This window comes from Vibrio wakamikoensis, from assembly GCF_050337275.1.
GTDB classification, from domain to species: Bacteria; Pseudomonadota; Gammaproteobacteria; order Enterobacterales; family Vibrionaceae; genus Vibrio; species Vibrio chaetopteri.
The window spans coordinates 253,581-266,147 of record NZ_JAKJST010000012.1; the positions used below are offsets into that span (position 1 = coordinate 253,581).

The 12,567-nt window shown below is 46.3% G+C and carries 11 protein-coding genes; 7 read left to right on the forward strand and 4 right to left on the reverse strand.

The genetic code is table 11. The features are described from left to right. Positions 1-156: 156 nt before the first annotated feature. Positions 157-1,161 (forward strand): LacI family DNA-binding transcriptional regulator, encoded by a 1,005-nt coding sequence (locus tag L4C42_RS01885; protein ID WP_429759087.1) that lies wholly within the window; start codon positions 157-159, stop codon positions 1,159-1,161. Between the two features lie 34 nt (positions 1,162-1,195). Then, positions 1,196-3,562, forward strand: a complete 2,367-nt coding sequence (locus L4C42_RS01890) for a GH36-type glycosyl hydrolase domain-containing protein (RefSeq protein ID WP_429759089.1) — start codon at positions 1,196-1,198, stop codon at positions 3,560-3,562. Positions 3,563-3,713: 151 nt separating this feature from the next. Here the strand turns inward: L4C42_RS01890 and aroQ are convergent, their stop codons facing one another. Then, positions 3,714-4,157 (reverse strand): type II 3-dehydroquinate dehydratase, encoded by a 444-nt coding sequence (gene aroQ / locus L4C42_RS01895; protein ID WP_429759091.1) that lies wholly within the window; start codon positions 4,155-4,157, stop codon positions 3,714-3,716. A 14-nt stretch (positions 4,158-4,171) separates the two neighbouring features. Further along, entirely contained in the window at positions 4,172-5,011 is an 840-nt protein-coding gene (locus L4C42_RS01900) for a shikimate dehydrogenase family protein (RefSeq protein ID WP_353498551.1), read from the reverse strand. 347 nt (positions 5,012-5,358) lie between these two features. On the opposite strand from L4C42_RS01900, the gene L4C42_RS01905 reads away from it, so the two are divergent. Genes L4C42_RS01905 through L4C42_RS01925 form a run of 5 tightly spaced genes read left to right on the forward strand, consistent with a single transcriptional unit; the run spans position 5,359 to position 9,193 of the window. After that, positions 5,359-6,036, forward strand: coding sequence for a 4-carboxy-4-hydroxy-2-oxoadipate aldolase/oxaloacetate decarboxylase (locus L4C42_RS01905; RefSeq protein WP_353498552.1), 678 nt, complete (start codon positions 5,359-5,361; stop codon positions 6,034-6,036). After that, on the forward strand, positions 6,029-7,102 hold the full coding sequence (locus L4C42_RS01910) for a 4-oxalomesaconate tautomerase (RefSeq protein ID WP_429759093.1): 1,074 nt from the start codon (positions 6,029-6,031) through the stop codon (positions 7,100-7,102). The genes L4C42_RS01905 and L4C42_RS01910 overlap by 8 nt, the downstream gene beginning before the upstream one ends. Positions 7,103-7,120: 18 nt before the next feature. After that, the gene (locus tag L4C42_RS01915; RefSeq protein WP_353498554.1) at positions 7,121-7,999 is read left to right on the forward strand and encodes an amidohydrolase family protein; all 879 of its coding nucleotides are present in this window, start codon (positions 7,121-7,123) and stop codon (positions 7,997-7,999) included. Between the two features lies 1 nt (position 8,000). Next, on the forward strand, positions 8,001-8,351 hold the full coding sequence (locus L4C42_RS01920) for a protocatechuate 4,5-dioxygenase subunit alpha (RefSeq protein WP_353498555.1): 351 nt from the start codon (positions 8,001-8,003) through the stop codon (positions 8,349-8,351). Positions 8,352-8,353: 2 nt separating this feature from the next. Next, complete coding sequence (locus tag L4C42_RS01925) at positions 8,354-9,193, forward strand: class III extradiol dioxygenase family protein (RefSeq protein WP_353498556.1); 840 nt, start codon at positions 8,354-8,356, stop codon at positions 9,191-9,193. A 384-nt stretch (positions 9,194-9,577) separates the two neighbouring features. Here L4C42_RS01925 and L4C42_RS01930 read toward each other — a convergent pair whose 3' ends face one another. Both L4C42_RS01930 and L4C42_RS01935 read right to left on the reverse strand, forming a co-directional pair. Then, positions 9,578-11,512: a TRAP transporter permease gene (locus L4C42_RS01930; RefSeq protein ID WP_353498557.1), complete on the reverse strand. Its 1,935-nt coding sequence runs from the start codon at positions 11,510-11,512 to the stop codon at positions 9,578-9,580. Positions 11,513-11,523: 11 nt separating this feature from the next. Beyond that, positions 11,524-12,462: a TAXI family TRAP transporter solute-binding subunit gene (locus tag L4C42_RS01935; protein ID WP_353498558.1), complete on the reverse strand. Its 939-nt coding sequence runs from the start codon at positions 12,460-12,462 to the stop codon at positions 11,524-11,526. Positions 12,463-12,567: the final 105 nt, after the last annotated feature.

Genomic DNA, 12,567 nt, shown 5'->3' on the forward strand with positions numbered 1-12,567 from the left:
TTGTTCTAGAGGTTTTTTGATTGATTTATAAACATGTGTTACCGGTCACATTCCATGTAAAATGCGCAATTTTTAGCAAAATTGGCTGTATAAGTGCCCGATATCGCTTTAGTATTAACGATAAGTCATCAATTTAACCAACGTGAGTAAAACCTAATGGCAACAATAAAAGACGTGGCAAAACTCGCAGGTGTGGGTGTTGGAACTGTTTCCAGATACTTGTCTGGGAGCGCGTCAGTCTCATCCGCTTCTGGGGAAAAAGTAGCGTCGGCGATGGCGGAGTTAAATTATCGGCCAAACAGTATGGCGCGCTCACTATCGTCGAAGCGCTCAAACATTATTGGTCTGTGGGTGCCTTCTTTTTCGGGCTCCTTTCATCGAAAGATGCTGCAAACCATCGAGCGAGAGCTACGAAAACGCGATAAGCATATTATTCTCGCCAATGCCGAGGATGCGAAAACGGATAAAGAGCGCATCGGCTGCCTAGATTACTTAATTGAACGTGACTGTGATGGAATTCTGATGTCGTGTCCGGAGCTTTCTGTTGTCGAGCTGGCACGGATTGAGGCGCGTTATCCAAAAGTGGTGTTTATAAACAGAGACATTGAAGAGCTGATTGATAAGACCTTTTGTGTAAATCACTACCAAGGAGGCCGATTAGCAGCAGAACACCTTATAGAGTTAGGGCACAAAGAGATTGCCATCGTGACAGGTCGAATGAATGCCCAAGATGCACTCAGCCGACACCAAGGGTTTATTGATCGATTAGCGGAAGAGGGTATCGAGGTTGATGCCGACCTCATTGAGCATGGTGGTTACAGCTTTGAGCTCGGTCAAGAAGCTACGCAGCGATTGATAGACAAAAAGCGCCCATTTACAGCGCTTTTCTGTGGAAATGACAACAGTGCCATGGCCGCGATTGCCACTTTCAACAAACAGGGTATTGCGGTGGGTAAGCAGGTCTCGATTGTCGGTTATGATGATATTGATATCTCTCAATATACGTCGCCAGCCATGACGAGTGTGCGCATTCCTTTAGAAGATATCTCTATCAATGCCTGTCACCAGCTCCTTAACTTATGCTACGGGGAATCTCTCCCTATCCAAACACGTTTTGAGCCGACACTGTCGGTTCGAGAATCAACTCACTCAGTAAAATAATCGCAAATAAAGTTGTATTTCAGAGGGAGATAGAATGACAAACTACATTGAAGCTGGCGCACGATTTTCGCTAGATAGCCCAACGTTGGTGCCAAATTCAGCGGGATACTTGTGGAACAAACATATGATGATTCACATGAATTGTCAGGGCTACGCTGTCGCTCAATATATGAATCCAGAACCGAAAAAATACGCCCATAACCCGAACATGGCCGCGACGAGTTTCATGCAGCCGGAGCAGCCTTATTTTGCGCACCATCCGGGACGTTTTTTCTATCTTCGTGATGATGAAAGTGGAGAGCTTTTCTCTGCACCATTTGCGCCAATTAAGGCAGACCTAGATAGCTTTGAATTTCAACCTGGCCTCAGTGATATTAAGTGGAAGATCAAGCACTCAGATATTGAACTTGAGATGACACTGACACTCAGTCCTGACTTAGCGGCAGAGCTATGGCATGTCAAGGTGCGTAATAGTGACAACCAATCAAGAAACGTGTCATTGGTTCCGTATTTCCCTGTGGGATACATGTCCTGGATGAACATGGGCGCACACTTTGATGATGAGCTCAATGCCGTGGTGTGTACGTCTATTACTCCCTACCAAAAGCTTGAAGATTACGCGAAGAACAAACATCTAAAAGACATTACGTACTTGGCGTGCGATGTTAAGCCAACGCACTTTGAAACCAGTTTGCCTCGATTTGAAGGGCAGGGCGGTCTTCATAATCCAACAGGACTTAGCGACAAACGTAGCCTAAGTGACCAGCCAAGTCATTACGAAATGCCAGCCTGCATTATGCAGTTTGAACTTGACCTACAGCCGGGAGATGAACGTGAGTACAACTTTGCTTTTGGCCCTGCATTAGATAAAGAAGAAATCGCTGACACGCTTGAGCTTACTCTAAGTGACAATAAAGCGCATGCAGCAGCGGATTACGCCAGCTACATTGAGTCTGGCAAAGGGGTTTTAAACATCTCAACGCCGGATAAGATCTTTGATCAGTTCGTCAACAACTGGCTTCCTAGACAAGTGTTCTATCATGGCGATACTCATCGCCTGACAACCGATCCGCAAACTCGTAATTACCTGCAAGATGGGATGGGAATGGCCTATGTTAACCATGAGGCGACAAAACAGGTCATCCTTACTTCACTAAGCCAGCAAAAGCGCGATGGTGAAATGCCAGATGGCATCTTGTTAACTCCAGAAGCAGAGCTGAAATACATCAACCAGATACCGCACACTGATCATTCAGTTTGGCTTACTCTGATCCTTGAGTCTTATATTAACGAGAGTAACGACTGGGCTATTCTCGATGAGCTACTGACGTGGCAAGACTCTGATGACAAGAGTACCGTCTTAGAACACATGAACATGGCAATGCACCATATGTGCGGCGCACGTGACGAACGTGGTTTGCCTTATATTGCTCAAGGTGACTGGTGTGACCCTATGAATATGGTAGGGCCAAAGGGTAAAGGCGTTTCCGGCTGGCTCACTCAAGCACTCAGTTTTGCACTGCAGTCTTGGATACGTTTATCTCGAGATGTGAATGACGCTAACGAGTTGGATAGGTTCCAACACACCGTTGATGAGCTCGTTGTGATTGCTGATGAGTATCTATGGAAGGGAGATTGGTACGCGCGAGGAATTACCGATGATGGGGTAACATTCGGAGTGCCAGAGGATAAAGAAGGGCGTATTTTCTTAAATACCCAAAGCTGGGCATTCCTTGCCAATATGCCCAATGCACTGCAAACCGAGAGAATGTTAAAGGCGGTGGATGAGCAACTGGATACCCCATACGGCGTGATGCTGTGTGCACCAGCATTTACTGCAATGCGTGAAGATGTGGGTCGCGTAACACAAAAATGGCCAGGCTCAGGAGAGAATGGCTCCGTCTACAACCATGCCGCTGCGTTTTATGCAGCAAGTATGTACCATATTAATCAGTCAGATAGAGCCTTTAGCACCTTGCGTAAAATGCTGGCCGATCCAGAGTGTGAGTCTTTTGTTCAAAGAGGACAGCTGCCACTTTACATTCCAAACTACTATCGCGGTGCGTACTATCAATATCCTGACACAGCAGGCCGTTCGAGTAACCTCTTCAATACCGGTACAGGGGCTTGGTTCTATCGTCTAGTTATCGAAAATCTATTCGGCCTTAAGGGCTGTCGGGAAGGGCTGGTGATTTCCCCTCAACTGCCTACTGAGTGGCAAAAGGCGAGAGTTAAGCGTGAATTTAGAGGCGCGATACTTGACGTTGAATATCAATTGGTGAGTGATAAAACCCAGGCTTGTATTGAAGTTGATGGAGTGGTGCTATCGAGTAACTTGATCGAGGATATTGCTGCCGGTAAGCATTATTCAGTGGTGGTTAACTATCACAATGGTGGGTGAATAGTGGGTAGTGCACATTAATGACATCTAATAGCTACTAGGTACAGGAAAACCTCCAAAGTCAGACTTTGGAGGTTTTTTTTAAGTTATTAGTTACTGCATTTTTGTCTTTTTGAAGACTAAGTAAGATGCGATTTTCGTTAATAAATGTCTATCGATCCAATAAGAAGTTGATTGCCAATTTATAGCCTTTCGTTCCCATGCCAATGATAGTGCCCGCAGCAACGGGAGAGATATAGGAGTGATGACGGAAGGTCTCACGGGCGTGTACGTTAGAAATGTGTACTTCGATTACAGGAACATCGACGCTTTTGATTGCATCGTGTAGAGCGATTGACGTATGAGTATAAGCGCCAGGGTTGAACACCACGCCATCACAATGCCCTTGCTTGAACTCAGCGCCAGCTTTATGAATAGCATCAATCAAATGGCCTTCGGTGTTGCTCTGTAAGCACTCTGTCTCATAGCCATACTCTGAAGCCACTTTACGGCAGTTTTCCTCAACATCGGCAAGTGTTTCGTAGCCATATTGCTGTGGTTCACGGGAGCCAAGTAAGTTTAAGTTGGGGCCGTTAACTATCAGTAGTTTTTTCATGGGGTAGTTCGTCCTTAATCTAGTTTCGAAAGCTGCGAGTGTTTAATGGAATCGAGTTGTTCTTTAGTGGGGGTTTCACCAGTAAAAAGCATGAAGGCATCATTGGCTTGGTGGAAAAAGAGCTCGAAGCCACTTAATACGTCAATAGACGCGCGCGATGCGGCGATTGTAAATTTTGTAATGTGAGGCGTGTAGACGGCATCAAACACCCAAGACTGTTCTTCAAGCCACGACGAGTCGATAGGGCACCCAGGCGTAGAATAATGCCCAACAGGAGTGCAGTTTAGAACCCCGTCGGCGCGTCTTATGTAGTGTTCGAGGTTCGACTCATCTAAGTGAATGGTATCGATGCTCTCGTTAGAGAGCGCCTGTTCAAGCTCAGCGACTTTGCTCGGTTCTTTATCGTAAAGGGCAATTTGAGTAGCCCCTAAATCGACAAGTGAAAAGCAGATAGCTTTGCCGACACCACCACACCCGAGTAAAACCACATTACCTGGCTGTTTGGAACGAAATTGCTTAAATGCGGTGATAAACCCACTGTAATCGGTGTTAAAGGCGACAATTTTGTCATTTCTTTTAACTAGGGTGTTGGCTGCATTTACCCTTTGCGCACATGGGGCGATGCTATCGGCTGCAATGAGTACTTGTTCTTTGTATGGGTAAGTGACATTGGCAGAATCAACATTGCCGTTAAACAGTTCGAGAGTATGTTGTTGTAGCTCATGAGCGCAGTTTGTTGTGAGTTCGTCCAGCTCATAGTTCAAATCTATATTAAGTGAGCGTGCCAGCTGATTGTGAAAAGCAGGGGATTGAGAGCGTTGGATGTTCTGTCCAATAAGTCGGCATTGAATCATAGTTCATTCCTTGTTGTGTTTTCATCACGCTATCAAATGTTGTCCGTTTGCGATAATTGCTTTTAATTAACACCTATTCATTTTTGTAGAACCACTTGCAGCGGGGTTTTAATCCCTCGCGCTGTCCGAAGTAAATGTCACTTCTATCTCAAAATCTTATACCTTGAGAAATAATTGAAATATCGCATTACCAACCTGGCCGCTATAGTGGCTTTAGTCATTCAGCGCGCCATTTACGGATGCTTTTGGCCTCATTTTACTCAGTTTTTCAGCCTTTGGGCTTTACGGCTTGAAGAGCAAGAACAAACCGTATGTTCAGATATTTACAAGGATAATAAGGTATTAACATGCAGAACAATCTTGTAGTCCAACACATTCAAAGACCAGATAAAAATGTGGTTGAGAGTTTACGTAAATGTGGTGTCGCCACGATTCATGAATCGCAGGGCCGCAAGGGGTTACTTGCTCATTACATGCGCCCGATTTTCCAAGGCGATGCCGTAGCAGGCTCTGCGTTGACCATATCGGGTGCGGCTGGTGATAACTGGATGATGCATGTGGCGATAGAACAAGCGCAAGAGGGTGACTTCTTAATCTTTGCGCCAACATCACCGTCGAATCACGGCTACTTTGGTGATCTTCTGGCTACATCAGCGCAAGCTCGTGGCGTGGTGGGATTAGTGATTGAAGGCGGCGTGCGCGATACTCGTGATTTACGAGAAATGAACTTTCCAGTTTGGTCTAAAGCCGTATTTAGCGAGGGTACAATCAAAGAAACTCTTGGTTCCGTAAATGTTCCGCTGACGTGTGCCGGTGAGCTTGTTTATCCTGGCGATATTGTAGTGGCTGATGATGATGGTGTAGTGGTCGTTCGACGCGAAGAAGCTGAAGAAGTACTGCATGAATCATTAGCTCGCATGGAGCGTGAAGAAGACAAACGGGTTCGTTTGGCCAATGGTGAGCTAGGTCTGGATATTTACCAAATGCGTGACCGTCTGGCTGCGAAAGGGCTGAAATATGTCTAGTCCTGTATTGAGTGCCCCTTGTATGTGGATGCGTTCGGGTACGTCAAAGGGTGCTTACTTTCTCCGTCAAGATTTACCCAGCAATGACAAGCAACGAGATGATTTTTTGCTATCAATCATGGGTTCGCCAGATGTAAGGCAGATTGATGGTATTGGAGGCGCTGATCCTCTTACTTCAAAAGTGGCGGTCGTAGAGCCTTCAACACGTGAAGGCGTCGATATTGATTACCTATTTTTGCAAGTCTTTGTGGATAAAAAGTTGATCAGTGAGAAGCAAAATTGCGGCAACATTTTAGCAGGTGTCGCGCCTTTTGTCATTGAACGAGGATTGGTGGAAGCGCAAGAGGGAGAAACCTCTGTTCGGATCTTTATGAAGAACACGATGCAGATTGCTACGGTGACGGTTCAAACTCCGAATAAGCGAGTCAGCTATGTTGGTGACTGCGCCATAGACGGCGTACCTAATACGTCTGCACCTATTGCGGTCTGTTTTGAAGATACTGCTGGCTCGAGCTGTGGCGCACTACTTCCAAGTGGCAATCACGTTGATGTGATTGAAGGGGTTGAAGTTACGTTGATTGATAGTGGCATGCCAGTGGTGGTGCTAGACGCGAAAGACTTTGGGCTGACTGGAGATGAATCACGTGAAGCACTCGATGACAATGTGGAGTTAAAGCGGCGATTGGAGTCGATTCGCCTAAAAGCGGGGCCGTTGATGAACTTGGGAGATGTGCGAGCGTTATCAGTGCCGAAGATGGCGCTGGTTAGTGCTTCACAGTATGGCGGAGCGGTATCTACCCGCACGTTCATACCACATCGCTGTCATGCTTCCATTGGCGTTTTAGGTGCCGTCAGTGTAGCAACGGCATGCATGTTGCCAGAAACCCCAGCAAGTCGAATTGCCAAAGTCACTACAGAAGATCCAATTAAGATGGATGTTGAACACCCAATAGGAAAGATGAGTGTGGTGTTGGACGTTGAAAACAATCAGGTAAAGTCCGCGGCCATTCTTCGAACAGCGCGTAAGTTGTTTGATGGAACCGTATTTGGACAGCAGACCTACTGAATATAACAAGGAAGAAAAATGGACGCTGATTACTTACCATTCCACCCTAATCCAAGCCAGCCTAAATTTGTCGTACCTGAAGGCGCGGTGGACGTTCACTGTCATGTGTTTGGTCCAGCTTCAAAGTTTCCCTACTCACCTGCACGCAAGTACACGCCTTGTGATGCATCAAAAGAGCAGCTGTTTGCGCTACGTGATTTTCTTGGTTTCAGCCGTAACGTTATTGTACAAGCTTCTTGTCACAGCACGGATAATCGAGCTTTGGTTGATGCGCTTGAAACCGCTGGTGATCTCGCGCGTGGCATCGCCTTTGTTGATGAGACGATTACCGAACAAGAGCTCTCTGAAATGGACAAAGCAGGTGTTCGCGGAGTGCGTTTTAACTTTGTGAAGCGCTTGGTGGATACCGTGCCAGTCGAAAAACTAAGAGCTATTGCCGATAAAATTCGCCCGTTAGGTTGGCACGTGGTTGTCTACTTTGAGTCGCAAGACATTGACGATGTCATTCCATTCCTTGAAGAACTCAACATGACCGTAGTGATCGACCACATGGGCCGCCCTAATGTCGAAAAAGGTATCGATAGCCCTGAGTTTGGAAAGTTTATCTCTTTGATGGAGCGCAATCCAAACATCTGGTGCAAAGTAAGTTGTCCTGAGCGACTTACACATACTCCACCAGATTATTCGGATGTTGTGCCATTTGCTAAGACCCTGGTTGACTTATTTCCAAGCCGAGTGCTTTGGGGGACGGATTGGCCGCATCCTAATATGAAGTCACATACGCCAGATGATGGTCACTTAGTGGATGTGATCCCTCAAATTGCAACGACTGCACAACAGCAACAGATGCTGTTAGTAACCAATCCAATGAAACTCTACTGGCCGGAGAGTGTGTAACATGACTTACTTAAATAATAAACCTATCCCTGGTACTACGATGTTTGACGGCAAGATGGCTTGTAAAGGCTACGGCCTAAATAAGATGTGTCATTCGCTCAACGAGCAGTGTGGTCGTGACGAATTCACTGCTAATGAGATGGACTACTGCGACAAATATGGCTTAACAGAAGCTCAGAAAACAGCGATTCAGCAACGTGATGTCTTAGGGCTTATCCGCGAAGGTGGCAGTATTTACTATCTGGCAAAATTCGTCGGAATGTTGGGTCTAAATATGCAAGACATTGGTGCATTACAGACGGGTATGACAGTAGAAGAATTCAAACAAATGTTAGTAGAGGCGGGGAAATAATTATGGCAAAAGTTGTTGGTGGTATTACTACCTCTCACATTCCTTCAATTGGTAAGGCTATTGAGAACAATCTACAGCAGACAGACTATTGGAAGCCACTGTTTGATGCCTACCCACCTATCCATCATTGGCTTGATGAGGTTAAGCCGGATGTAGCCGTTGTTTTCTACAATGATCATGGCTTGGAATTTTTCTTGGATAAAAAGCCGACATTTGCGATCGGTGCTGCACCTTCTTATAAAAATGCCGATGAAGGTTGGGGGATTCCGACTATTCCTGAAATTAAAGGCGACCCAGAGCTTTCCTGGCATATCTGTAACCAGTTGGTGGAAGATGAATTCGACATTACGATTTGCCAAGAAATGAAAGTAGACCATGGGTTAACGGTTCCGATGCAGCTTATGTGGCCGAACTTTAGCTATGGTCATATGAAGGTGATCCCTGTTTGCATCAACGTTGAGCAACACCCAATGCCATCGCCGAAACGTTGTTTTGACTTCGGTAAGGCGATAGGTAAAGCGATCGAAAGTTACGACCAAAACCTTAAAGTGGTTGTGCTTGGTACAGGAGGGTTGTCGCATCAACTTGATGGCGAACGCGCTGGCTTTATTAACAAAGAGTTTGATCTTTATTGTATGGAAAAACTCATTGATGATCCCGAAACACTAACCAAACTGTCGATTTACGATCTGGTCGAGCAAGGCGGTGCACAGGGCGCGGAATTGATTATGTGGTTAGGCATGAGAGGCGCACTAACGGGTGAGTTAAATGTTCTTAAAAGTAGCTATCATGCGCCTATTTCAAATACAGGTGCAGGTACCATGCTGATTGAGAACAATTAGGCATAAACGTCTAACCGTTCTCTTTTTTGAAACCTCAAGCAGTGATGCTTGAGGTTTTTTAGTATCTAGGGAAAGCGACGACTCCGGACACGCTCTGATACTGCATCAATCGAATAAGAGGCTTTAGCGCAGCGTAAGCTATCGGCAGAGTCTTTTGCGAACAACCCAGTTACTAAGGAGGCCGCGAAATACAAGAGTGTTGAATGGGCGTCAGAGCTAGAACCGGAGCCAAAGCCATGAAGAGAAGAGGCTTGGTTAGCCATGGTGTTGGCGCACTTAACGACACAAAAAAGGCCAGTCGATTCAACGACTGGCCTAACATGTTTTCTAGGTTCTAGGTTCGAGCTCAGGAAAAGGGCTTTCCATTGTCCTCGATGTTAGTGTCTAAACAATGTGAGCCATTTGCTGCTTGGTTTTAGCGCGTACAAGGAAGCATAGCGCGACAAACAAAATGAAGCCCAACGCTCTAGTTAACACTATCGGCGTACTAAAGTTAGTTGCAGCCTCTGGCCAAGCGATAAAAATCGCAGCAGCGATAAAGCCGCTTCGTTTCATCCATGTCAATGGAACACCTAACCAGCCAGAGAAACCAATACTCATGGATATTGTTGCCATAGTCGCTAGGGAGATAGCCACTACTATACTTAAACCATCACCGATCAGTAACACGCCTGGCATAGTGACAAATAAGAATGGGATGAGTAATTTAACAAACCCTAAACGCATTGATTCGATGGCCGTCTCATTGGCGTCTGCTCCTGAAATTGTGGCTGCGGCATACGCTGCGAGTGCGACTGGTGGCGTAATTGCTGACACCAAACCAAAATAGAAAATGAACATGTGGGCGGAAATCGTTTCCATGCCCAGTTGTGTCATTGCAGGCGCAACGAGAACTGCCAAGAGAAGGTAGGCCGCTGAGGTTGGCAGTCCCATTCCAAGAACAAAAGAAGCGAGTGCCGTTAACAGCAAAACCGTCCAGAGACTGCCGTCACCAACGTCAATGATAAGGCCAGAAATCATCAGACCCATGCCCGTTAAGTTCAAAATACCAATCACAATACCCGCAGAGGCAACAGCCGCTACGATGGGCAGTGTATTGACCAAGGTGTCCTTGCAGGAATCAATCAGATCGACCCAGTTAACACGAGTCTCTGGCTTCCATGGACTAATAACCAGGCCGGCAATAATACCCATGACCGCCGCTTGGGTTGGTGACTGTCCGGAGATCATCAGACCCACTAGGACGGCCAGAGGCAATAGCAGGTAAATCTTAGTCTGCAGGGTCGCTTTAAGTAGCGCCCAACCCGCCTCAGAGTCGGGTTTAAGACCTAATCGGCCTGCTTCTAAGCGCACTGAAATCATTAGTGCGAGTAGATATAGCAGTGCAGGAACTAAGGCAGCCAGTGCGATTTCTGCGTAAGGAACACCGATCATTTCTGCCATTAAGAAGGCAGCAGCCCCCATGACAGGTGGCATGATCTGTCCTGCTGACGAGGCGGCGGCTTCTATTGCGCCTGCTAATTTCGGGCTGTAGCCAACACGCTTCATTAGGGGGATAGTGAATGTACCCGTGGTGACCACATTTGCTACCGCACTGCCATTGAGAGAGCCGAGCAAAGCGCTCGACAGTGCAGCGGATAATCCAGGACCACCCTGAACGCGTCCTGTTAGTCCTCTAGCGATATCAACAAATACGGCTCCGGTTCCTATCTTGGTTAGTATGGTTCCAAATAAACCGAACAAGAAAATGTACTCTACGGCGACCCCCATAGGCACACCATAAACACCTTCTGTTGAAAGAAGCAGTGTTGATGTTAATCGGTGCAGATCATAGCCACCGTGTCCGTACTCACCTGGAATTAAGTCACCAAAATAGACATAAGTAAAAGCAGTAGCCATTAAAATGATCAGAGCTCGGCCAACGGCCTGCCTTACAAATACAAAAATGACTAAGATGAGGGCGAGGAATACCCAAATGTCTTCAGAAACGGACATCGCACCACGCATGATGATGTCAATATAAGAGTTCCATAAGTAGGGGCCGGGAATTAACGCGATGAGGGACAGCAAGTAGAGACCAGTCCGTAGAAACACTGACTGTGTTTGGGAGGCGTAGAAAACCATGGCCGCACAAGCGACTAAAGAGAAAAATGATGAACGTAAAAGTAGGGCAGTGATGCCCCCGTAATAGGCGCCGTAAAGAACAAGACCAGCCGTCGCAACGGCTAATACACTGAACAAAATAGATACGACAAGTTGCTCCTTCCAACCTAAGGACTCAGATGGAAGAAGCAGACTTGAGAAAGAGGTCTGCTTCATAGAGAGTTCCTTTAGTTAGTTTTAGACTCGTCGAAGTATTGTTTCGCACCCGGGTGCAAATCGATAGGGGTCGTTGGAGCGGTTTCTAATTGGATATTTTTAGCTTGGGGATGCACTTGTACCAGCTCATCCAAATTAGAGAAAATTGCATTGGTAATGCTGTAGATTTGGTTTTTGTCTACTTTACTACTGGTGAACAAAATCGCCGGGTCATTAATAACCGTAACTGGCTCTGCAATATCAGAGTAAACCCCTGGCTGCAATTGAGCGACTTGATAGAAAGGATACTTTTCGACCATGCTTTGAAGCTTCTCTTTATCGGCGGAAAGTAGCTTCATATCTACTTGAGAGTTTAAATCGATGAGAGAAGAGGTTGGCGCACCGGCTAAAACAACTGTGGCATCAACCTGACCACTAACAAGCGCTTTTACGCCCTCAGTGTATGATAAAAAGCGTGGGGTTATCTGTTTGAAAACGCCATACTCTTCAAGCAAACGCTGCGTGATAACGGCAGCATTACTACCCGGAGGACCTACACTCACACGCTTTCCCTTCAAGTCGTCAAATGAGTTAATCCCTTTACCTTTGACCGTTGCCACTTGCAAAACCGCCGGATAAAGATACGCGACACTTGCTACATCTAACGCCCCGGTTCTTTCAAATGGTCCTTGTCCATTTTTAGCTTCAAACAGTGTGGAGGAAGAAGAGAAGCCGATCGTCATTTGGCCAGCAGCGACTCTGTGGTTGTTTTCGACAGATGCGCCAGTCACTTCTGCGCGAGCGGTTGTATCGTCAACATGTTTGTTTACGGTTTCTGCGATACCCGCACCGATAACGTAAAATAGACCGCCAGTGCCGCCCGTACCGATTGAAATGCGCTCAGTAGCAAGTGAAGCGCTAGAAGTCATTACAGCAGTGAGCAGCGCTGCAATTAGGATGTTCTTTTTCATGTTTGTCTCGTCCCTGGAGTAGTAATTTTATAGTCGTGGCGAGTGTAAGCTGACCTGCCCAATAATATATTGAAGGTGGGACTTACAGATGTCTTAAACTTGTTA